The organism is Paenibacillus pinihumi DSM 23905 = JCM 16419, assembly GCF_000422505.1.
Lineage (GTDB): Bacteria > Bacillota > Bacilli > Paenibacillales > Paenibacillaceae > Paenibacillus_D > Paenibacillus_D pinihumi.
Window position 1 is genome coordinate 1,099,279 of sequence record NZ_KE383864.1, and the last position, 23,346, is coordinate 1,122,624.

Sequence of the window (23,346 nt, forward strand, 5' to 3'; positions counted from 1 at the left end):
GTCATCAGCATGCTGCTCACTCGCCTATTTTTTGAAAAAATAAATCATTAATATGATTTTTACAATCAAAAACATTGTTAAAGATGAAAAATTTCATTATAATGAAAGCATATAAATGAGGGAGATGAGCTAGATGATCATTAAACGATTTGACAGACAGGAAGAGCTAGACCAATACGCGGCACACCTGATCACCAATATCGTCAGAGAAAAGGAGCAGCCGGTGCTCGGGCTTGCTACCGGCTCCACTCCGGTCGGCATTTACAAAGCTATTATTGAAGAAGCTTCCCGTACCAGGCTTTCCTTCGGGCATGTTACAACGTATAATTTAGATGAATATGTCGGACTCGCGCCTAATCATGAGCAAAGCTACAGTTATTATATGAACGAGCATCTGTTCCGTCATTTGGACTTCCAGCCCGGCAAAACACACTTGCCTGACGGGCTAGCGGCAGATCCTGAGGCCGAGTGCAAACGATATGACGAGATGCTTGCCAATCATCCTCTGGATGTTCAACTGCTGGGTGTCGGACATAACGGGCATATCGGCTTTAACGAGCCGGATGCAGAGCTGCATGGCGGAACCCATGTTGTGAGGCTGAAGGAAGAGACCCGCACAGCCAATGCACGCTTTTTTGACCGGGCTGAAGAGGTTCCGGAATTTGCTTTCACGATGGGCGTAGGCTCGATCCTGAAGTCCAAAATGATTATTCTTGTGGCCAGAGGGGCCGACAAAGCCGATATTATCAAAAAGGCGTTGCAGGGACCGATCACGACTGCCTGTCCTGCCTCCCTGCTGCAAACCCATGCCAATGTAATTGTTCTGCTTGACGCAGAAGCCGGAAGGGAATTGAGCGAAGATGGAACACGTATCCAAATGGTACATTCATAATGTAAAACTGATTTTGGAAGACGGCATTTATAATGGATCATTAACCGTACAAGACGGCAGCATCGCTGCCATATATACCGGAGAGGGCAGTGTACCCCCTAATGGGACAACTGTCATTGACGGAGAGGGCGGCTATATCATGCCCGGCTTTATTGATATGCATGTTCACGGCGGCAGCGGCAGCGAATATATGGACACCTCTCACGAAGGCTATGAAGCCATTTCCCGCTTTCATGCGGGCGAGGGAACGACAGGCCTGCTGGCTACAACCGTCACCGCGGCCCGGGAGGATACGGAGGCTGTGCTTGCCTGTGCGGCACAATTCCAGAAGCAGCCGGGCGCGTATGCCCGGCTGCTGGGTGTACATCTGGAGGGGCCTTTCATTAGTCCGCAATGGCCGGGCGCCCAGAATCCGGCTTATATTACCAAGCCCCAGTTGAGCTGGGTCAAGAACTGGAATGAGCAATTTCCGGGACTGATCCGCCAGCTTACGCTTGCTCCCGAAGCAGAGGGAGCAATGGAGCTGATTTCATGGCTGGATGAACATGGCATTATTGCCGCAGCCGGCCATACGAATGCAGACTATGAGACAATCATGGAGGCAGCTGAGCATGGACTTTCGCAGGCGGTCCACACCTTTAATGCCATGACTCCGCTCCATCACCGCAAGCCGGGAACTGTGGGTGCTGTTCTTACCCACGACGGTATCTGCGCTGAAGTCATTGCGGACGGGCATCACGTCCACCCCGCTGTAATCCGGTTGCTACTGCGGGCCAAGCCTGAGGAGCAAGTCGTTTTGATTACAGACGCCATGTCTGCAGCAGGGTTTGGAGACGGCTGCTATAAGCTCGGAGAGCTGGATGTAAATGTCATGAACGGCGTTGCGACACTTGCCAAAGAAGGCAATCTGGCTGGCAGCACATTGACGATGATTCAAGCGTTCCGTTATATTCTGGAACACACAAACCTTGAGCCTTGGCAGGTAAGCCGTCTTGCCAGCGGCAACCCGGCCCGGCGTCTGCGTATTTGGGATCAGACTGGCAGCATTGCTAAAGGCAAACAGGCTGATCTTGTATGGACCGATAGCGATTTCCATATTAAACAGACATGGGTAGGCGGCCTGGCAGTTATCAAGTAATACGGCAGTCTCACCATCCCGCCATACATGGCTCTATACCGTCCCAGGCATATAAAGCCTTGGGCGGTGTTTTTTAATTGCGAAGCGCCCCCATTCCGGTTTGAAATGGGGGCGCTTCGCATTTTTGTATTGGTTCAGTTTTTATACTTGTATGATTTACTTTAGGAAACCTCTGCAGGACCCGCCTGATTTAATTCTGGATGCTTCACAATCACACGCTTGCCGGCATTGTTCAAGCGTTCGACAGTCTTGCTAAGGGCAAGCTCTGCCGTATGATCCCAAACTTTGGAGCTTGTCAGATCGATATGAACCTCCTCGGCGGCACAATCGTCCTCGATATGCCCGGCAAGCTCGGAAGCCGAGCCGAAGAACAATTGTCCACGAATGAGGTACGTTCTTGTGCTTCCATGCCATTCGCTATGAATGTGCACCCTGGACGCTTTAACTGCAAACCAGATGAAGCTGATCATCACACCAACCAGCACTCCGATAGCCAGATCATGCGTGAAGACAACGGCAGCTACCGTCGCAGCCATAACCAGTGTATCACTCAGCGGTACACTGCGGAAGCGGAAGACCGATTTCCAGTCAAATATAGCTATGCAGACCATCAGCATGATGCCTACCAGCGCAGCCATCGGAACCAATGCAAGTACATCGCCGAAGGCGACAACAAGCAGCAGCAGGAAGATCGCCGCAACGAGTGTGGACAAGCGGTTGCGTCCACCCATCTTGACATTAAGCACCGATTCTGCCACAAGCGCACATCCTGCCATGCCGCCAAAGAAGCCGGCAACGACATTGGCAATGCCTTGTCCGCGCATTTCCTTGTTTTTATCTGTTTTCTCGCCTGTCATTTCATCCAGCAGATTTTGCGTCAAAAGCGTCTCTGTATAACCGACAACCGCAAGCGACAGCGCATAAGGCAGAATGATAATGAAGGTTTCCCAACTGAGCGGCACATCCGGCAGCAGAAATGCCGGGAGGGATGCATCAATGGCCGCAATATCCCCGATCCGCGATACATGGCCGATTCCGAAGGCCCATACCGCCACCGTCAATACGACTACCGCTACAAGCGGTGATGGAATTGCCGTGAAGAACTTGGGGAGCACATAAATAATAGCAAGTGTTATGCTCACCAGCACATACATTAGCCAGGATTCACCCTTAAAATATCGAAGCTGTGACATGAAAATCAAAATAGCCAGCGCATTGACGAAACCTGTCAACACACCGTGCGGAACAAACTTCATAAGCTTGCCAAGCTTAAATACACCCATCAAATATTGAATGATTCCGGTCAACACCGTCGCGGCAAACAAATATTGAATGCCATGCTCATTGACGAGCGCCAACATAAGCACCGCCATTGATCCCGCAGATGCTGAAATCATGCCCGGACGGCCGCCAAGAAACGTGATGACAAGCAAAATGCAAATCGTAGCATAAATACCGACTGTCGGCGGTACACCCGCCATGAACGAAAAAGCCAATGAATCCGGAATAAGCGCCAGCGTTGCGGTCATACCTGCAAGCACGTTCATCTTCACCCCGGACGTCCACTGTTTATGCCAAGATGTCTGGCTAAGAATAAGTCTCACCTCATTGCCTGATTACATTAACGGTATTGAATCCACGTTAGTGTAACTGTGCGTTAATTTTTTTGTATCTGTCCCGTAGCGTAAAACAGCACCCTGTGTTCCATATCGTCGTTAACCTCGGCAAGGGATAACGAACAAGCATCATCGAAGCGTTCCGGTTCCGGCCAGACGGCCGCCTGTCCGACCTCCCGAAAGCCCCCTGATAAGAGCGGATGCCATATTCGCCTTATAGTAACGGAGCGGAAGAAGCTATCCGAACGCCTCCGTGCTCTTTCGCTGCCGTAATCTTCAATTGTATAAAAACCATCTCATTATATCATTAAGTGGTACATCCTTGTACAGGCCATTGAGACAATTGCCAAGAAGCAACTGTCGTTAAATAGAAAAAAACCGCCGCATCATCTTTACGATGATCCAGCAGTTTCTCTTCAAAGGCCACTATTAAAATCATTATGCCAGTAAAGATTCAATTCGCTCCAGCACTTCGGCAGAGAGCACAATACCGGCTGCTTTGACATTTTCTACAACCTGCTCCGGACGGCTCGCGCCGACGAGCGCGCTTGCTACATTCGTCTGCCGCAGAACCCATGCCAGTGCCAGCTGGCCGGTTGTCAGCTCCAGTTCAGCAGCAATGTCTGCCAAAGCGCTTACTTTGTTCAGCTTCTCTTCCGTAATGCCCTTACGCACCCATTCAAGCTTGGCGGCCCGGCTATCAGCCGGAATATCCGATGCAGTCTTGTATTTTCCTGTCAGCAAGCCTTGTGCCAGCGGGGAGAAAACGACCTGTCCAATGCCATTGCGTTCTCCGAAAGGAATGACTTCCTTCTCAATATAGCGATCCAACATGTTGTATACCGGCTGGTTGACTACTATGCGATCCAGTAAATAACGGTCTGCCATACCTATTGCTTCCGCCATTTGAGCTGCAGTCCACTCGCTTACACCCGCATAGAGCACCTTGCCCTGCCGAATTAGATCATCGATTGTCCGTAATGTCTCATATACAGGTGTTTCCGGATCATGACGGTGACAATAAAAAATATCTACATAATCAACGCCAAGCCGCTTCAGGCTGGCATTGCATTGTTCAATTACATGCTTGCGGGATAAGCCGCGGTCATTCGGCCCGTCACCCATCGGCCAGAAAGCCTTTGTAGCCAGGACATAAGATTCACGAGGATAAGCTTTAAGGATGTCACCAAGCACCTGTTCGGCAGCGCCGCGCTCATACACGTTCGCGGTATCAAAAAAATTCACGCCGAGTTCATACGCAGTTTGAACCGCTTTGCTCGCGTTCTCACGTTCAACATAGCCGCCATATGTGAGCCAACTGCCCAGGCTGATTTCACTAACCTTTAGCCCGCTGCCACCTAATCTGCGAAAATTCATGTACCAAACCTCCTGGATTGAAAATTTAATTTTGCGCTTTTTATGCCTGCCCCCTTATTGTAAACATGTCTATGTACAATTGAAAGTAGTGAAATTTACTCCCAAGGGCGAAGATCTCCACCAAATACTGAAAGAGATGAAATTGTGGGCAGCGAAATGGACGCAATAGTTATAAAAAAAATCCAACCCAAATCGGGTTGGATTTTGGACCGGGCCGTATGCAGAGCCCTTAATTTTCTTCAGCAACATGGATTTCCAACTGGTGCTGCGCAAATGAGGAATCCAGTTCCGGCGGCAGCTTCCGGTCGGTTATCAATCCATGCAACTGCTGGGGAAGTGCAATAGAAAACAGCGATGTGTGCCCGACTTTCGTATGGTCAAACAGCGCATACGTCCAGCGCGACCGCTGCAGCAACGCCTTGGCGATCTGTGCCTCCTGCTCGGAGTATACCGTAATTCCGCTATCGGCAGTAATCCCGTCGGCACCGATAAACATTTTGCCGATATTTAAATGCGAGACCATGCCTTCTCCAAGCGGCCCGCACAGCTCAAAGCTGTTATGGCGCATAATGCCTCCGGTTACTACAACCTGAATATCGCTGCCTGCCAGCTCCATTGCAATGTTGATGGCATTGGTCACGACCGTAATGCCGCGCCGGATCTTCAGCATCTTGGCGAGCAAATAATTGGTTGTTCCGCCGGAAAGCCCGATAACATCACCCTCATGTATAAGGGAAGCCGCCTTGGCTGCAATTCTTTCCTTCTCCAGATAGGAGATTTCTGTCTTCTCCGCAAAGGCCAGATCATGCGGGGCATGCATTCCTCTATACAATGCTCCGCCGATCGTACGAATCAGCGGCTCAGTCTTCTCCAACGCCTCCAGATCGCGTCTGGCTGTCGCCTCGGAGCAGCCTAATTGATCTACAATTTCCTGTATGGTCAACCGGCCCTGCCGCTTGAGCAGCTGCATAATCTGCTCTCTGCGCCGCTGTCCCTTTGATCCTTGGGATTCATTCATACTTACCGCTCCACCCATGCTTTATTGCCGAGCTCCTGCTCGACCGTGCTCCAGACCGGGAGTGCCTCCCAATCACCTTTCATTTGGACAGCCAGCGAGCCGTTGATGCTCGCTACCTCCACAGCTTCCCGGGCACTCTGCCCCTTCAGTATACTATAGAGAAAGCCGGCACAGAAGGCATCTCCTGCCCCTACAGTGTCGACCACTTCCCTGGCAGGGAAAAACGGCACCTCTATACGGACACCCTTCTCCAGAACAATGGTCTTTTCTCCAACACCCTTAATGATGCAAACGGCCTTGAGCGCAGACAGCTTCTCCAGTACCAGATCCAAATTATCCGTATCATAGAGAAGCTGCAGCTCATCCCAGCCCGGCAAAAAATAGTCCGCCTCTGCCGCCATCGGAAGCAGTACAGCTCTTGCCTCCTCGATAGTCCAGAGCTTCAGCCGAAGATTAGGATCAAAGCTTATTTTTACACCGGCGGATTTGGCAATCTCAATAGACCGGTGCAAGGTGTCCAGGCAATTGCTGCTCAGTGCAGCCGTTATTCCCGTCACATGCAGCAGCTTGCTGCCCCGAATGTAGGCCTCATCCAAATAATCCGGCTGCATTTTACTGGCTGCAGAATGCCTGCGGTAATAATGGACCGAGGTCCGTCCGGCAATCCGTTCACGGAACATTAATCCTGTGGATTCCCCCTCCACCATGCTTGCCCGCGACACATCCACCCCTTCGCCGCGCAAAGTTTTATAGATCATGGTGCCGAACGGATCAGCTCCAAGCGAGCCAAACCAGCCTGCTGACCCGCCCAGCCTGGCCACGCCGATGGCTACATTGCTCTCCGCACCGCCAAAGCCCTGTACAAGCTGACCCGCCCGTTCCAGTCCCTTATCCTCAGCCGGCATGAACAAGGCCATTGTTTCCCCAAAGGTAATCAAATCCGGTGAATTCATTGTTTGTTGTATCCCCCTGTCGCGCCTATGTCTATGTAAAGTCAAAACATGCGATACCGGTTATTTAAGCTGATATTTGCAAATGACTCCATGTATAGCGAAATAGGTTACTTCATCGGGCAGCGCATCCTTTAATGGTCTAAGCTTCTCAGTACCATGCTCCTTTGCCGCTTCAACGATAAGCAGCTCCCATTCGGACGGGATGATCCGCTCCCAATCCAGCTCATGGCCTTCTTCCCCACAACGGATAATATGGCCCTCTATGGTTACCTTCCCCATCCCACGCTCGCTGGCAATGTCATCAACCGTTGAGCCTGAGCAAAACATATCATAAGAAATCAGATGGCTCGGGCGGCCTTCATCCTCCGGCCCTGAAGCTGAACGGTTCGGCCGGGGCCGGTCTGTCATTGCAGATGAGACTGCCGCCAGCTTGCCAGCTGAGGCTTGGCCTCCTTCAAACCCGCGAATGATCTCCAGCAATGCAACGCCATATTTCGCTGCCTTGGCTGCGCCTACGCCCTTGATGGCAAGCAGTTCCTGCTCATCAGCAGGCCGGATGTCTGCCAGTTCCCGCAAGGTTGCGTCAAAGAACAAAATAAATGGCGGTACATTCTCCAGAGCTGCGGCTTCCTTGCGCCACTGGCGAAGCGCACCAAACAGAGGCGAATCCTGACCGGACAGCTGTCTTACAACCCGTTGCTTGAGCGGCTTGCGCTTCTGGAATACCTGCTGTTTGCCCTCAAGCACTGGCAGCGCATTCGATGTCAGGCCGACGGTCGGATACGTCCCGTCGCTGACCCGCAAGTAACCCTCGGCTACAAGCCAGTACAGCCACTCAACGATATCCTTCTCGTTCCAATCCTGAAACAGCGCATAGGTTGTAAGCCTGTCCAGGCCAAACTCGATAATCCGCTTCTCACGTGACCCCTTAAGTACCTTGGCCACAAGTGCAACACCAAAGCGGCCCTTCATCCGGCCTACACAAGACAACGCCTTTTGTGCTTCCCCGGTCACATCCACAGCTTCTGTCTCGTCCAGACAGCTTCCGCATTTGCCACAGGGAGGCACATCCGCCTCACCGAAATATTCAACGATAAACTGCTGCAAACAGCGCTCTGTACGGGCATAGTTCATCATCGTATACAGCTTGTTCAGCTGGATTGCCTTGCGCCCTTCATCCGCAGCTCCCTGTTCAATCAAGAAGCGTTGAACTTGAATGTCCTGTGAGCCGAACAACAGAACACAATCACTTTCCTCGCCGTCCCGTCCTGCACGTCCTGCCTCCTGGTAATACGATTCAATATCTCCCGGCATTTGATAATGGACGACAAACCGCACATTGGGCTTGTCAATGCCCATCCCAAAGGCATTCGTAGCCACAATGACTCGCGCTTCATCATAGCGGAAGCGCTCCTGAGAATCAACGCGCTCATCATCAGACATGCCGCCGTGATATTTCACCGCTTGAATGCCCTGTCTCCGCAATTCTTCATATACACTATCCACTTCCTTGCGGGTAGCTGCATAGACGATGCCAGACTGGTCAGCACGCTGGGCGATGAATTCCTTCAGATATCTTTTCTTATCCGCTCCGGTTACCACGGATAATGACAGGTTAGAGCGTGCAAAGCCGGTCACGAATACATTCGGATCATGCAGCGAGAGCATCGCCGCGATATCCTTGGCAACCTCTGGAGTCGCCGTCGCTGTGAACGCAGCTACAAGCGGACGCTGTTTCATTCGTCCGATCCACGCAGCAAGCTGACGGTAGCTCGGGCGGAAATCATGTCCCCACTGAGAGACACAGTGAGCCTCATCAATGGCAATCAGCGGAATTTGCATCTGCTCCATCAGTGAAGCGAACATCGGAGCATCAAGCCGCTCCGGCGCAATATAAAGAAGCTTGTATTCCCCTCCCGCAGCCTTGCGCAGCACATCTCTGTACTCGCTTGCCGACAAAGCGCTATTCAGGTAGGCCGCCGGAACACCAAGCCGGTTCAGCGCATCCACCTGATCCTTCATCAGGGAAATAAGCGGAGAGACCACCAGTGTCGTTCCTTCGAGCAGCATGGACGGAATTTGGTAGCAGACCGATTTCCCCCCGCCAGTCGGCAGGATCGCCAGCGTATCCCTCCCCTCCATGACGCCGGTTATTATGTCTGCCTGGCCTTTACGGAACGCATCATACCCGTAGACGCGCTTAAGCAGATGTCTTGCTTGATCCAGCATATGTTCCCCTTTCTACCGAGCCCGCAATTCCGGTCAAGTCCGGTAATTGACAGGGTTCAGGGCCAATAACAGCCGGCTTCATAAAGAAAAAGCAGCGGCGTATCGCCCGGTTGTAAACAGGAAGACCCTGGCAGCAGCTGTCAGGGTCTTCTATGTTGTTCTAGCCCGTAATGACTTGAATCACATTGCGTACGGATTGAGCAGATTTATCAAGAGCTTCCTTTTCCGCCCCGGTCAGCTCCAGTTCGAAGATTTTCTCGATCCCGTCGCCGCCCAGAATGACTGGAACACCCATGAACAGATTGTTGTAGCCATACTCGCCTTCCAGAAGAGCAATAACCGGAATAATCCGCTTTTTGTCTTTTAGAATAGCTTCTGTCATTTGAACCAGCGACGCAGCCGGTGCATAATAGGCGCTGCCGTTGCCGAGCAGGCCCACGATTTCCCCGCCGCCTACACGCGTTCGCTGTACAATCGCTTCGATGCGGTCTGAAGGAATCAGCTTCTCGATTGGAATACCGCCTACGTTGGAGTATCGTACAAGCGGAACCATGTCATCGCCATGGCCGCCAAGCACGAAGCCGCGGACATCCTCCACGGATACGTTCAGCTCTTGTGCGATAAAGGTACAGTAGCGGGCCGTATCCAGCACGCCGGACTGTCCGATGACACGGTTTTTCGGGAAGCCGAGTGCTTCATTTGCAACATAGGTCATTGCATCAACCGGGTTGCTCAGAATAATCACATACGCATTCGGGCTGGTTGCTTTAACATTTTCACACACGCTTCTTACGATTCCGGCGTTCGTATTCACAAGATCATCACGGCTCATCCCCGGTTTGCGGGCAATTCCTGCTGTGATAATGACAACATCGGAATCTTTGGTGTCTTCATAGTTGGATGTGCCTGTAATTCTGGCGTCAATGCCTTGTACAGGTGTAGATTCCAACATATCGAGCGCTTTACCCTTGGTCGGGTTCTCAAGCTGCGGTATATCGACGAGCACAACATCCCCAAGTTCCTTTTGAGCCAGCATCAGAGCAGTCGTTGCTCCGGTAAAGCCAGCGCCTACGACCGTAATTTTATGACGTTTTATAGCCATCTCTTGTTTTTACCTCCGGAATTGTAATGGAACTACATGTTTTTAATAATTTCGTCAGCAAATGCGGAGCATTTTACTTCTGTAGCGCCTTCCATCAGACGGGCAAAATCGTAAGTTACAGTTTTGTTGTTGATGGAAGCTTCCATTCCTTTGTAGATCAGATCAGCAGCTTCCTGGAAGCCCAGGTGCTCCAGCATCATTACGCCGGACAAAATAACGGAACCAGGGTTTACAACGTCCAGATCCGCATATTTAGGCGCAGTACCGTGAGTTGCTTCGAAGATTGCATGTCCAGTCAGGTAGTTGATATTCGCTCCTGGAGCGATACCGATTCCGCCAACTTGTGCAGCCAGTGCATCGGACAGGTAGTCGCCGTTCAGGTTCAGCGTTGCGATGACATCAAAGTCAGTCGGACGAGTCAGAACTTGCTGCAACGCGATATCAGCGATCGCATCTTTAACGATGATTTTGCCTGCTGCTTCAGCATCTTTTTGTGCTTTGTTAGCTGCTTCTGTACCTTCAGCTTCTTTGATCCGGTCGTATTGGCCCCATGTGAAGGTTTTGTCAGCAAACTCCTGCTCTGCTACTTCATAACCCCAGTTTTTGAACGCACCTTCAGTAAATTTCATGATGTTGCCTTTGTGAACCAATGTCACGGATTTTCTGCCATGCTTGATTGCATATTCAATAGCAGCGCGTGCCAGACGTTTGGAACCTTCAGCGGAAACAGGCTTGATTCCGATACCGGAAGTTTCAGGGAAACGGATTTTGTTAACGCCCATTTCAGTTTTCAGGAACTCGATAACTTTCTTCACTTCTGCAGAGCCTTCCTGATACTCAATGCCTGCATAGATATCCTCTGTATTCTCGCGGAAGATAACCATATCAACCAGCTCAGGACGTTTAACAGGCGATGGAACGCCGTCGAAGTAACGGACAGGACGCAGGCAAGTGTACAGGTCAAGCTCCTGGCGAAGCGCAACGTTCAGGGAACGGATACCGCCACCGATTGGTGTAGTCAGAGGCCCTTTGATTGCAACGATATATTCACGGATAGCAGTCAGTGTATCTGCAGGCAGCCACTCACCGTATTCATTAAATGCTTTTTCACCGGCAAATACTTCATACCAAGCCAGCTTCTTCTCTCCGTTGTACGCTTTCTCTACTGCAGCGTCAAGTACACGCTTGGACGCGCGCCAGATGTCACGGCCTGTACCGTCACCCTCGATGAAAGGAATGATCGGGTTGTTCGGAACCTGCAGTTTGCCGTTATCAATTGTAATTTTCTCGCCTTCAGTAGGAAGTGCAAATTTTTCAAAAGCCATTAAAATTTCCTCCTCTTAATCCTTATATGATAAGTAATATTTAAGCATGACGGTAGCCGGAAAGCGGACAATCGGCCCGCTCCGGCCTGTGGTAGGCACACCTTGCACAGCCAGTCTTCCGGCTGCCCAGGCTGCAATCAATTAACGCTCATTTATCGGAATGTAATGCTGGCCTACAGGACCGGTATACTCGGCACGCGGACGGATGATGCGGTTATTCTCAAATTGCTCGAGAATGTGGGCAGTCCAGCCCGACAGACGGCTGATCGCGAAGATCGGCGTGAAAAGGTCGCGCGGAATTTGGAGAGCTGTATACACGGAAGCCGAATAGAAATCGACGTTAGGCTTAAGACCCTTTTGTCCGGTTACAATGCTCTCAATACGCACGGACATTTCAAACAGTTCCAAATTGCCGGTCAGCTTGCCCAACTCCTGGGACATCTTTTGCAAATGCTTGGCGCGCGGGTCTCCGTTCTTATAGACACGATGACCAAAGCCCATAATTTTATCTTTGTTGTCCAGCTTGCCTTGAATGTATGATTCGACATTGTCGAGGGAACCGATTTCTTCAAGCATGACCATAACGGCTTCGTTGGCACCTCCATGCAGCGGGCCTTTCAAAGCTCCGATTGCAGAGGTGACACCGGAATAAATATCAGAGAGAGTCGCGACCGTCACACGGGCGGCAAAGGTTGAAGCATTAAGCTCATGGTCAGCATGCAGCACAAGAGCCTGATCAAGCGCTTTCACTGCTACTTCATCCGGTTCTTGTCCCGACAGCATGTATAAGAAATTATGGGCAACAGACACACCCTGCTTTGGAGCAATCGGCTCCAAGCCTTCCCGAATACGTGCAAAAGCGGCCACAACAGTCGGCAGTTGGGCCTGCAATTTGATGGCCTTGTGAAGATTGGCTTCTTGGGACATCTCGTTGGCATTCTCGTCATAAAGCGCCAGGCTGGATACAGCTGTGCGCAATGCCGCCATTGAATTGGTATCCTTAGGGTAAAGCTTGATCTGCTGGATGACCTGATCTGCTATAGGAGCATACGCGCCCAATTGTCCGATCAGCTCGTCCAGTTCGGATTGGTTCGGGAGCTTGCCATACCAGAGCAAGTAAGCAACCTCTTCGAATGTAGCGTGCTCTGCCAGTTCATCAATATCAATGCCGCGGTACGTAAGGGCGCCATCAATTATGGAGCTGATTGACGAAGTTGTTGCTACAATTCCTTCCAGTCCCTTGGTAGCTGTCATGTTTCTCTCTCCTTTTACGAAAGAATTGGCTTCAAAAATTCCAAATTTCGTGTTAGGCGTAAACGGCTGTGCCGCATATGGAAGAGGCTCAGCTCATTTTCGCAAGTAGAAAATACAAACCCGCATAACAGGTGTTCTATTACGCCTGCTTATATTTACTAAAAACAATACGTCCTTTTAATAATAAAGTATTTTGCCAGGGAAGTGAACTCTTTCATCAAATAAAATTGTTTATCGCCTTCATAAATTTTTATTTTGATGACGCATTCCAACATTTTTCCCTTTTCCAGGCATTTTATGACAAGCTCTCGAAATGCTTTTTTTCCTGCTGCCGACAATGTTAGAATAGAGGTATTCTATTCCAAACTATGGAGGACCGAATGAAGGAACAGCGCATTGGAATTATTGATATCGGCTCCAATTCCATCCGGCTTGTCATTTATGAGCGGACGGTTCATGGAGCCCATCGGGTCATAGACGGGGCCAAGCGCGCAGCAAGATTGAGCCAGCAGGTAGATGAGAAGGGCAACCTGGAAGCAGGTGCAATTGTGCAGCTTATCGACATTCTGAACCATTTCCGCCTGCTCTGCAATCTCCACCATACCGGCTCTATCCGCGCAGTTGCAACGGCGGCTGTCCGCAATGCGGCCAACAGTGCCGAGGTGCTGGCAAAGCTTGAAGAGGAAACGGGGCTGTCCATTGAACTGCTCTCAGGTCTGGAAGAAGCGGAGTATGGCTTTCTCGGTACGATGAACAGTCTGGATATTGAAGACGGGTATCTGGTAGATATCGGAGGGGGCAGCTCGGAATTTTCCTTGTTCCGCGGCCGCAAGCTCATTCGTACGGTCTCCTTCCCCTTTGGCTGTGTCAGCCTGGCCAGGCGCTTTACAAATGGTGGCCAGATGGACAAGGATCAGACCCTGGCACTGGAGGCGCTGGTAGCCCAGGCAATAGCGGGTGAGCCCTGGATGCAGGAAGGTGCCGGCTTGCCGCTTATTGCAGTCGGCGGGACTGCCCGTGCCTTCGGCAAGCTGGTTCATGCCCGTCAGCGCTACCCGTTTGCCCAGTCGCATAATTATGCTGTTGAGGGCCGCATGGCAGGCGAATTGCTGGAAGTGCTCCGCCAGCTCCCGCTCGATAAACGCAAGAAGTTCCCCGGCTTGTCCAAGGACCGTGCAGATGTTATTGTGCCGGGTCTCGCTGTGCTGAATGCGATATACAAGGCATGCATGGCCTCTTCGTTCCTAATCTGCGGATCAGGACTGCGCGACGGGCTGTTCTTCAGTTCACGCTTTGCGGGCCAGCCGCTGCTGCCCGATGTGCTGAATTACAGCGTAAGCAATCTGGCCGCCCTGCATCCGGAAGCACCACAGGCCTACATTCAACAGGTGAAACAGACGGCAAAACAGATTTTCATGGAACTGGCCGCGGCCGTCCCATTTCCCGAACGCGCCGGCCGATGGGTGGAAGCTGCGGCTACCCTGCACCGGATCGGAGCCAGTATTGATTACTACAGGTATGAGGGGCACACCTTTTATCTGATAATCAATTCTTCGCTGAACGGATTGTCGCACCGGGAAATTATTTTGACAGCCGGGATTGCCTCGTACAAGACGAAGAAACGGCTGCGGCAGAACATGCTTCCCTATGAAAGCCTGCTTGAGCCGTCTGATCTGGAGCATATGATTCGTCTTGGGACGCTGCTGCAGCTGGCGATTGCACTGAACCGGAGCGAAACGCCGACCTTGAAGCAGCTCAGTGTGCGGGCAGACGGGAATACGCTCCACCTCCAGCCTCTGGTAGGTAATGGGCCGCTCACAGTGGAGCGTCAGGAGGTTGAGTCGCTTGCCGAGGACTTTGCCAAAGCTTGGGGGCTCCAGCCTGTCCTGTACCCCTGCTAGGCGCTCTGAAGAGCGGAACCGTTCAGGCAGAGCCCCGACTGCAAAATGAAGGGTTCTTCACTTGAAAGTTTGCCAAAAAAGCCGCTGATCATCATTTTAATGACAATCAGCGGCTTTTGCTATAACGGCTATTTACTTGCCAGACGGTTTATTTCCTCCGCGCTCTGACAGTTATCTCGATTAACCCAAGTTCAGCGCCCTTTTGCAGCATTTTCAAGACAGCATCCCTGCTTATCGGTTGCCCATTGATCAAATCAGGCTTTTCCAAGAAGTGATATCCATAGCTTTGAATTGGCTGCGGAACGTAGAGCCTTCACGCTCAACGGTCACATAGTTTCCGTTGGGCTGCAGCTCGCGCGCCTTGACGTTATCGTTCAGATTCAGCATCAAAATATTGATTAGAATGTTGCGCAGCTCGCCATCCAGAACCGGGCACATCAGCTCGACCCGGCGGGAGAGGTTGCGGGTCATCCAGTCAGAGCTGGACAGATAAACTTCTTCCTCGCCGCCATTGTGGAAAAAGACAACCCTGGAGTGCTCCAGGAAACGGTCCACAATGCTGATAACGCGTATATTCTCGCTTCGCCCCGGAACCCCCGGACGCAAGCAGCATACGCCGCGCACAATGAGCTGAATTTGAACCCCTGCTTGAGAAGCCTCATACAGCTTGTCAATCATATCCTGATTGGACAGGGAGTTCATCTTGGCAATGATCTTCGCAGGGCGCCCGGCAAGCGCATGCTCCTTCTCCCGGTCAATCAGCTCAAACAGCCGCTCCTTCAAATTTGTAGGGGCTGCCGCGAAGGCTTTCCAATTATGCGGAACCGAATAGCCCGTCACCTCGTTAAATAAAGCCGATGCGTCAATTCCGATAACGGGATGAGAAGTGAACAGCCCGATATCGGTGTAGAGCTTGGCCGTACTCTCATTATAATTTCCCGTGCCGACATGAACATAGCGTCTGAGAGCATCCTCTTCACGGCGGACAACCAGTACCATCTTGGCATGAATTTTGAGCCCGATCAGTCCATAGACAACATGGCAGCCAGCCTTCTCCAGCTGTCTTGCCCAGGCAATATTGCGCTCTTCATCGAACCGTGCCTTCAGCTCGACGATAACCGTTACTTGTTTGCCCTGCTCCGCAGCATTGGCCAGTGCCTGTACCAGCTTGGAATCGCCGCTTACACGGTAGAGTGTCATTTTGATAGCTAATACATCAGGGTCCTCGGCCGCCTGCGTGACGAAATCATTGAACGCCTCAAAGGATTCATAAGGATGGTACAGCAGTACATCCCGGCGTCTGATGACCTCGAACAAGTCATCCGATTCCTCGAATTCAGCCGGGTAGACAGGCTCCAGCTTTTCATAGCGAAGATGTTCACGGCCGGGAACCAGCCCATTCAGCTTCATCAGAAAGCTGAGGTCGAGGGGACCATCAATTTCAATAATATTGTCTCCGATCTCCAGCTCTTCCTTGAGAGTCTGCAGCGCATAAGGGTGCATGCCTCTTGCAATCTCCAGACGTACCGGCATCCCCCACCGGCGTCTGCGCAGCTCCTTCTCAATTTCCTCAAGCAAGTCTTCCGCCCCTTCTTCATCGAGCGTCAGATCCGCATTGCGGGTTAATCTGAACGGATTTACTGTGACCGGTATATAGCCATTGAACAACGTATCCATATGCTTCTCAATTAATTCTTCCAGCAGAACGAATTCTGTTCGTTTGCTGCTTATTTTTCCCGGAATCTGCACCAAACGGGACAAAATAGACGGTACTTGTACAATTGCAAAGAGCGGTTCCTCATCCATCCCGCAGCCTACCTTTTGCAGCAATACAGCCAAATAAAGCTCTTTGGTATGTACGAGCGGGAACGGGCGGCTCTGGTCTACAGCCATAGGGGTAAGAACGGGAAACACAATTTCCCTGAAATAGATTTCCATTGCCGATTGCTGGGTTGGAGTCAAATCCTGCAGTTTGCGGAAGCGGATACCTTCCTTTTCCAATCCGCGCAGTGTCTCCCTGTAGGTCCGGTACTGTTCAGACACCATCGTTGATGTATGCTTCAGCAGTCTTCGCCACAGTCCTCCGGGCGTATAGCCGGTAAAATCTTTTTTATGATAGCCTGCCTTGATCTGATCCTGAATGCCAGCAACCCTGACACTCATAAATTCATCCAGATTGCTCGATACGATTGCCAAAAATTTCATTCGCTCGAGCAATGGCGTGTCCGGATGGTGAGCCTCCGAAAGCACTCTGCGGTTAAACTCAATCCAGCTTAGATCCCTGTTGACATAGTGGGATAACTGCTTTGTCATGACGTATTTCCTCCCCCGTATATGCCATCATTATCCTATCCTTTTGTTAAATGGATGTTAATGAATTGTGATGGGAATGTAAAATAAACGAAAAAGGGCAGATTATCACTACCATCTGCGGATACTCACATTGCCTTTGCGCACTTTTGCTTCAATCCATCCGAGCAACAGACCCCGATAATACGGACGGGTAAGGGGAAAAATTAAAGAAAATCCGACAAGGTCAGTAATAAATCCCGGAACGATAAGAAGAAATGCGCCCAGCAGCACGCATAAGCCATCAAGCATCATCAGTCCGGGAATTTGTCCGCTCTGCATTTGCCGTTGCGCCTCCAGGAACACTCTAAGCCCCTCCCGGCGGGCCAGATAGACACCCGTCGCTGAGGTAAGCAATATGAAAAAGAAGGTCGGCCAGCCTCCGATCCACGCGCTCACCTTGATTATTCCCCATACTTCAATAATCGGCAGAATAAGAAGAAGTCCAATTACCCATTTCATGTGCTTTGCACCCCCTTCTATCTATTATCGTCTGCGGCAGCCCTTTGAATCAAGGCGTACAATTCCGGGGCCGCCTTATCCAGCCGTGCAGGCCGAAATTCCTGATTTACCCATACATGACGAGTTCCTCCATCTACAAGCAGCTCTCCCGGAGGTTCCGCGTGCAGGCCGCCTGCCTCCTCCTTATTCTCTCCCACAAGACGGATTTGGGATTCAAAAGTTAATCTGAGCGGTGAAAATTCCTTCATTCGGGTGCAAACTACAATTTCATCATCATAGCGGGCCGGTTTTACAAAGCGGCAATTGAGCTCGGTCACCGGAAGCAGCATGCCCTGCTCTTCAATTGCAGCGTATGGTACGCCCGCATGTCTGACCCATTCCGTCCTTCCAATCTCGAACCAGTTCACATAGTTAGCATGAAACACAACCTGCATTTTGTCGGTCTCCTGATAGCGCACCCTCAATGGATGAACATGCCAGCGGGCTCCCTGTATCTGTCTTTGCATGATTTCTTCACTCTCCTATTGAGCCTGAATATAAATCAAGAGCGATGGTCAGTTGCACCATCGCTCTTGATTGTGTATGTTGTATAACCTGCTATATAAGCGGGTGATTTGAATCCATTACATTACTTTTGCTTGTCCGGAGTAAATAACCCCTGCCTCACCGTATACAGTAACTTCCATGCCGTCCTGCAACAGCTCCAGCACATTCTCAACACCTAGTACTACCGGGATTCCCAGGTTGAGGCCAACCACTGCCGCATGGCTTGTAATGCCGCCTTGCTCAACAATCAGCGCTGCTGCTTTTTCAATAGCAGGCATATATTCTTTATCTGTCGAGGACGTAACCAGGATTGCTCCTGCTTCCGTCTTGGCAACAGCCTCTTCAGCCGAACGGGCAACAACAATTTTACCTGTTGCGCTTTGGCTGCCGATGCCTTGTCCTCTTGCCAGCAGATCGCCAACATGATGAATTTTGATCAGGTTCGTGGTTCCGGAGCGGCCAACTGGTACGCCTGCAGTGATAATAACCGTGTCACCCAGTTGCACAACGCCGGAATCAATACCGCCGCGAACTGCGATTTCGAACATCTCATCAGTCGTTTCAGCCGGTGTGCCTTGAACAGGCAGTACACCCCAAGTGAGTGCAAGACGGTGAATGACCTTCGCATCAGGAGTTACCGCAATGATTGGAGCTTTTGGACGATATTTAGAGATCATGCGAGCCGTATATCCGCTCTCGGTAGATGTAATGATCGCCTTTACTCCCAGATCCAATGCGGATTTTGCAACAGATTGGCTGATTGCTTCCGTAACGGTTGTTTGCTGGGCATTTGCCTGCTTCGTGAAAATTTCACGGTATTCCAGTGCAGCTTCTGTACGCTTGGCGATTCTCGCCATTGTCTGCACCGATTCAACCGGATATTTACCTGCAGCAGTTTCGCCGGAGAGCATGATCGCATCTGTACCGTCGAAGATCGCATTCGCCACGTCACTCGCTTCTGCGCGGGTCGGACGCGGGTTGCGCTGCATGGAGTCCAGCATTTGTGTAGCTGTAATAACCGGCTTGCCTACGCGGTTACATTTTTCGATCATTTGCTTTTGAACAAGAGGAACCTCTTCAGCCGGAATTTCCACGCCAAGATCTCCACGAGCAACCATCAGACCGTCAGATACTTCCAGAATTTCATCCAGATTGTCGACGCCCTGCTGGTTTTCAATTTTGGAGATGATTTGGATATGGCCTGCGTTGTGCTTCTCAAGCAGCTCGCGGATTTCCAATACGTCGCTTGCTTTACGAACGAAGGAAGCCGCTACAAAGTCGATGCCTTGCTCGATACCGAAAATAATATCGTTGGCATCCTTTTCTGTAATACCAGGCAAGGAAATGTTTACGCCAGGAACGTTAACGCCCTTCTTGCTCTTGATTTGTCCGCCGTTTACGATACGGCAATGGATCTCAGTGCCTTCAACCTTCTCAACTGTCAGACCGATCAGACCATCATCGATCAGAACGGTAGAGCCAACAGTAACATCATTTGGAAGGTTGCTATACGTTACAGGGATACGGGTACGATCGCCAAGAATTTCTTCAGTCGTCAGCGTGATCGCATCGTCCTGGTTCAGTTCGATTGGCTCTTCTTTCAGTTTGCCCAGACGAATTTCCGGTCCTTTGGTATCCAGCAGGATGGCAACATTTGTGCCAAGCTCTTTGTTCGCTTGTCTGATGTTTTTTATACGGTTGCCGTGCTCTTCAAAATCTCCGTGGGAGAAGTTAAGACGGGCAACGTTCATGCCAGCCTGAATCAGTTTTTTTGTATTTTCCAGAGATTCACTGGAAGGTCCAATCGTACAAACAATTTTTGTTTTGCGCATGTTAGGTTTCCTCCGTTAGACAAACATAAATGACTCCGATGCCTTTGGCTGTCGAAGCTTCGTTTCTGGTCAAATCTGAACAATTGATTAAACAGTCCCGCCTCCTGCCGAATTTCACAGGCAAGCAGCTCCGTCCATAGACAGACGAAGCTGATCGTTGTACGGGCTTTGTATCGCCGGCTGCTGGCAGTTACCCGGCTCGGCCTTGTTCGTTTACATCCCAACCAAGGCTTGACCAAATAAAGCCGAACACCCTCTCACACAGAAATACAAGTCAAGATAGAACATTGTTGTTCTATACATGGCTTGTATATCAAGCGTCAACATCTGCCGTTGTCTTAGACAAAGACAACAGCATTTAGTCTGGAAATATAAGGATAGCCACAATTCCGTGTCCGTTATTCCTATATTTCAAAAAAAATTCACATCTTTATTCAAAATTACACGATTCTGCGGGCCTTGTACAGTCTGTTCACAAAAAAATTACACTTGGGCCTGTACAGATTCCATCGACACCGGTTCAGAAACGGTATCTGTCTTCGCCGCTGCCGTTTCAGAGAAAGCACCAATTTTGCGGAACTTCTGATAGCGGTCTTCGATCAGCTGATCCGCGGATAAGCCTGAAAGCTCTGTCAAATGGCGCTGAAGGGCTTCTCGAAGCACCTCGGCCTGCTGCGGCAGATCACGATGCGCGCCGCCTTCTGGCTCAGGGATAATCTCTTCGATAATTTCAAAGCCCAACAAATCCTTGGCTGTGATTTTCATCGTTTCGGCTGCCTGATCCGCCTTGGATGCATCCTTCCACAAAATCGAAGCAGCTCCATTCGGGGAAATAGCCGAATAGATCGCATTCTCCAGCATCAGGACGCGGTTACCTACGCCAAGTGCCAGCGCTCCTCCGCTTCCGCCTTCCCCGATAACAACACAAATGATCGGCACGCCGAAAGTTGCCATTTCGCGCAAATTGCGGGCGATCGCTTCGGATTGGCCGCGCTCCTCGGCTGCATTACCAGGGTAAGCTCCTTTAGTATCAATGAGCGTCACGATCGGACGTTTGAACTTGTTTGCCTGCTGCATCAAGCGCAGCGCCTTGCGGAAGCCTTCCGGATGCGGATGACCGAAGAAACGGGCAATGTTATCCTTGGTGTCCTTCCCGCGCTGATGGCCGATAACCGTCACCGGAATATCGCCAAGCTTAGCCAGTCCGCCCACAATCGCCAAATCATCCGCGTACAAACGGTCCCCGTGCAGTTCAATAAAATCTGTGAACACCGCATGGATAATATCCAGCGAAGTTGGACGCTGATGATGGCGAGCCAGATGCATCTTCTGGGCAGCCGTGAGCTCGCTGTAGAGCTCCTGTTTGAGCTGCTGGTACCGAAGTTCAAGACGGGAAATTTCGTCGGCGAAATCAATCCCCTTTTCCTGTCCGAAACGCTTCAGCTCATCGATCTTCATTCGAAGCTCCAAAAGCGGCTTCTCGAATGGAAGTTCACCCGCCATATGAAACATCCTCCCTTACAGTATGCATATCAAGCAGCTTGATCAGCAGACCCTTCAAGTCTTTCCGATGAACCACCTTGTCCAGCTGTCCATGCTGCAAGTTAAATTCCGCCGTCTGGAAATTGTCCGGCAGTTTCTGGCGAATCGTCTGTTCAATAACAATCCGTCCCGCAAAGCCGACAAGTGAGCCGGGCTCGGCCAAATTGTAATCGCCAAGCATTGCAAAGCTTGCCGTTACCCCTCCGAACGTCGGGTCGGTCAGCACCGAAATGTAAAGCCCGCCCTCGTTCTGGAACTTGGCAAGCGCAGCGCTTGTCTTGGCCATCTGCATAAGGCTTAGAATACTCTCCTGCATACGTGCTCCGCCCGAGGTCGAGAAAATAAGAAGCGGAACCTGTTTTTCCAATGCCTTTTCAATCGCACGCGTAATTTTTTCCCCGACAACCGACCCCATGCTGCCCGAGAAAAAATCAAAGCTCATCACTGCCACAACGGCAGGGAATGAACCGATAGTTCCTTCTCCGGTTACGACCGCTTCACGCAGTCCCGAGTTTTTCTTCTGGGCTTCCAGCTTGGAAGCATAACCCGGGAACTCCAGCGGATCCACCGACTCCAGCTCCGCATCGAACTCTTTAAAGGAACCATCATCGGTAATCATCTGAATTCGCTCCCATGCATTCAGCCTGAAATGGTGGCCGCAGGAGGAGCAAACTTTCAAATTCTTTTCCAGTTCCTTGCCATATTGAATGTTCCCGCACTTGGGACATTTATTCATAAGCCCTTCCGGTATGTCCCGCTTGGGACGATCCGTCGCTGAAGGAATGGTCGCATATTTCTTTTTCTGAAATAAGTCCTTAAACATATATGACACCTCTTAGGGGGCGCAATAGTATTGCAGCGGTTGCCCTGCCATGTCTCCGTTTCACTGGAAGATATTCCGTACTAAGCAGGGCGCTGCCGCTGCAACCGAGCAGGGGGCGCAATCATGAATGGAGAATTGAATTCAGTACTTCCTGTACTTCATCCAGCTCTCCGGAAGGAACCAGTATCTCGTATTGCTGCTTGGAGAGATTAATCGGGCGTAGCTGAACCAAAAAGCCCTCTTCTGTTAATCTTGATTTAATCGTCTCCGCAATCTTAGTTGTTGGCGCGATATAGATCACCGTCCACATGAATGAACCCCCTAAACCGTCTGGATCAGGCCGTATAATGGAATAATGATATCATAACTCGTCTTTTCACCGCAACAAATGGGTTTTTCTGCTGGAGGCGCCAAAGCTTACTGGTAATCCCCATAGTCGTGCGCTTTAGGGTCCTTGTGGGCGATCCTCGCCGATGCCGCAGCAGCCAAACCGGATACCAGATCGTCCAGAAATACATGAATATGCTTGCCTTTTTCGTTGAGTTTCTTAATGATCCCGGGCTTGACTTTATCTAAATATCCGAAGCTTGTCAACCCGATCATACCGTAAACATTGGTAATTCCCAGCGCCATCGTCTCATCCACACCGTACAGCGATTCATCGGCTTCCATAATCGACTGCAGCGGCTGGGGAAGCTTTCCCTGCTCAGCCAGCTCATCCAGAGCAATGCCTGTATACAATACATACTGTACTTCCCTCTTGGCAAGAATCGCCCGGACACTTTCAACACAATCCTCCAACGTCAGATCAGCGTTATACGGATGCTGCAGCATATATACTATTTCGGCTACAGCCTCAATGCTGACGCCCCGGCGGTGCAACAGGCTTTCCAGACTCTGTGGCATGCTTATCCCTCCCGCTAGCTTGTATGTCTCCCTAATCTATGCGGGATAGGAACCTAATGTGACTAAAAGTTCCCGGGGAAA

The 23,346-nt window shown here is 50.7% G+C and carries 19 protein-coding genes; 3 read left to right on the forward strand and 16 right to left on the reverse strand.

The window, feature by feature from the left end:
* Positions 1-133 precede the first annotated feature (133 nt).
* The gene (gene nagB / locus H583_RS0119240) at positions 134-892 is read left to right on the forward strand and encodes a glucosamine-6-phosphate deaminase (protein ID WP_028561897.1); all 759 of its coding nucleotides are present in this window, start codon (positions 134-136) and stop codon (positions 890-892) included.
* Positions 861-2,030: an N-acetylglucosamine-6-phosphate deacetylase gene (nagA, locus tag H583_RS0119245; RefSeq protein WP_028561898.1), complete on the forward strand. Its 1,170-nt coding sequence runs from the start codon at positions 861-863 to the stop codon at positions 2,028-2,030. The genes nagB and nagA overlap by 32 nt, the downstream gene beginning before the upstream one ends.
* A gap of 161 nt (positions 2,031-2,191) precedes the next feature.
* Here the strand turns inward: nagA and H583_RS0119250 are convergent, their stop codons facing one another.
* The 8 genes from H583_RS0119250 to citZ all read right to left on the reverse strand — a co-directional run bounded on the left by H583_RS0119250 (position 2,192) and on the right by citZ (position 12,904).
* A complete protein-coding gene (locus H583_RS0119250) occupies positions 2,192-3,634 on the reverse strand; it encodes a SulP family inorganic anion transporter (protein ID WP_245585941.1) in 1,443 nt (480 codons plus the stop codon).
* A 450-nt stretch (positions 3,635-4,084) separates the two neighbouring features.
* Positions 4,085-5,023 (reverse strand): aldo/keto reductase family protein, encoded by a 939-nt coding sequence (locus tag H583_RS0119255; protein ID WP_028561900.1) that lies wholly within the window; start codon positions 5,021-5,023, stop codon positions 4,085-4,087.
* Between the two features lie 229 nt (positions 5,024-5,252).
* Positions 5,253-6,041 carry a DeoR/GlpR family DNA-binding transcription regulator gene (locus tag H583_RS0119260; RefSeq protein WP_028561901.1) on the reverse strand — a complete coding sequence of 263 codons (789 nt, stop codon included), beginning with the start codon at positions 6,039-6,041 and terminating at the stop codon, positions 5,253-5,255.
* A 2-nt stretch (positions 6,042-6,043) separates the two neighbouring features.
* Entirely contained in the window at positions 6,044-6,994 is a 951-nt protein-coding gene (locus H583_RS0119265) for a sugar kinase (RefSeq protein WP_028561902.1), read from the reverse strand.
* Between the two features lie 60 nt (positions 6,995-7,054).
* Positions 7,055-9,223: a DNA helicase RecQ gene (gene recQ, locus H583_RS0119270; RefSeq protein ID WP_028561903.1), complete on the reverse strand. Its 2,169-nt coding sequence runs from the start codon at positions 9,221-9,223 to the stop codon at positions 7,055-7,057.
* 160 nt (positions 9,224-9,383) lie between these two features.
* Positions 9,384-10,325 carry a malate dehydrogenase gene (gene mdh, locus H583_RS0119275; protein WP_028561904.1) on the reverse strand — a complete coding sequence of 314 codons (942 nt, stop codon included), beginning with the start codon at positions 10,323-10,325 and terminating at the stop codon, positions 9,384-9,386.
* A 32-nt stretch (positions 10,326-10,357) separates the two neighbouring features.
* A complete protein-coding gene (gene icd, locus H583_RS0119280; RefSeq protein WP_028561905.1) occupies positions 10,358-11,650 on the reverse strand; it encodes an NADP-dependent isocitrate dehydrogenase in 1,293 nt (430 codons plus the stop codon).
* 141 nt (positions 11,651-11,791) lie between these two features.
* Positions 11,792-12,904, reverse strand: coding sequence for a citrate synthase (gene citZ, locus H583_RS0119290; RefSeq protein WP_028561906.1), 1,113 nt, complete (start codon positions 12,902-12,904; stop codon positions 11,792-11,794).
* A gap of 380 nt (positions 12,905-13,284) precedes the next feature.
* Here citZ and H583_RS0119295 point away from each other — a divergent pair, with 380 nt between their 5' ends.
* Positions 13,285-14,805, forward strand: a complete 1,521-nt coding sequence (locus tag H583_RS0119295) for a Ppx/GppA phosphatase family protein (RefSeq protein ID WP_028561907.1) — start codon at positions 13,285-13,287, stop codon at positions 14,803-14,805.
* A 249-nt stretch (positions 14,806-15,054) separates the two neighbouring features.
* On the opposite strand, the gene ppk1 is transcribed toward H583_RS0119295, so the two are convergent.
* The 8 genes from ppk1 to H583_RS0119335 all read right to left on the reverse strand — a co-directional run bounded on the left by ppk1 (position 15,055) and on the right by H583_RS0119335 (position 23,265).
* Entirely contained in the window at positions 15,055-17,118 is a 2,064-nt protein-coding gene (gene ppk1 / locus H583_RS0119300) for a polyphosphate kinase 1 (RefSeq protein ID WP_028561908.1), read from the reverse strand.
* A gap of 108 nt (positions 17,119-17,226) precedes the next feature.
* Positions 17,227-17,616 (reverse strand): FxsA family protein, encoded by a 390-nt coding sequence (locus H583_RS0119305; protein ID WP_036709972.1) that lies wholly within the window; start codon positions 17,614-17,616, stop codon positions 17,227-17,229.
* A 17-nt stretch (positions 17,617-17,633) separates the two neighbouring features.
* The gene (locus H583_RS0119310; protein ID WP_028561910.1) at positions 17,634-18,122 is read right to left on the reverse strand and encodes an acyl-CoA thioesterase; all 489 of its coding nucleotides are present in this window, start codon (positions 18,120-18,122) and stop codon (positions 17,634-17,636) included.
* A gap of 117 nt (positions 18,123-18,239) precedes the next feature.
* The gene (gene pyk / locus H583_RS0119315) at positions 18,240-19,994 is read right to left on the reverse strand and encodes a pyruvate kinase (protein ID WP_028561911.1); all 1,755 of its coding nucleotides are present in this window, start codon (positions 19,992-19,994) and stop codon (positions 18,240-18,242) included.
* A 483-nt stretch (positions 19,995-20,477) separates the two neighbouring features.
* Positions 20,478-21,497 (reverse strand): acetyl-CoA carboxylase carboxyltransferase subunit alpha, encoded by a 1,020-nt coding sequence (locus tag H583_RS0119320; protein ID WP_028561912.1) that lies wholly within the window; start codon positions 21,495-21,497, stop codon positions 20,478-20,480.
* Positions 21,487-22,359 (reverse strand): acetyl-CoA carboxylase, carboxyltransferase subunit beta, encoded by an 873-nt coding sequence (accD, locus tag H583_RS0119325; protein WP_028561913.1) that lies wholly within the window; start codon positions 22,357-22,359, stop codon positions 21,487-21,489. The genes H583_RS0119320 and accD overlap by 11 nt, the downstream gene beginning before the upstream one ends.
* A 121-nt stretch (positions 22,360-22,480) precedes the next feature.
* Positions 22,481-22,669 (reverse strand): hypothetical protein, encoded by a 189-nt coding sequence (locus H583_RS0119330; protein ID WP_028561914.1) that lies wholly within the window; start codon positions 22,667-22,669, stop codon positions 22,481-22,483.
* A 107-nt stretch (positions 22,670-22,776) separates the two neighbouring features.
* Positions 22,777-23,265 carry a phosphatidylglycerophosphatase A family protein gene (locus tag H583_RS0119335; protein ID WP_028561915.1) on the reverse strand — a complete coding sequence of 163 codons (489 nt, stop codon included), beginning with the start codon at positions 23,263-23,265 and terminating at the stop codon, positions 22,777-22,779.
* Between the last annotated feature and the right edge of the window lie 81 nt (positions 23,266-23,346).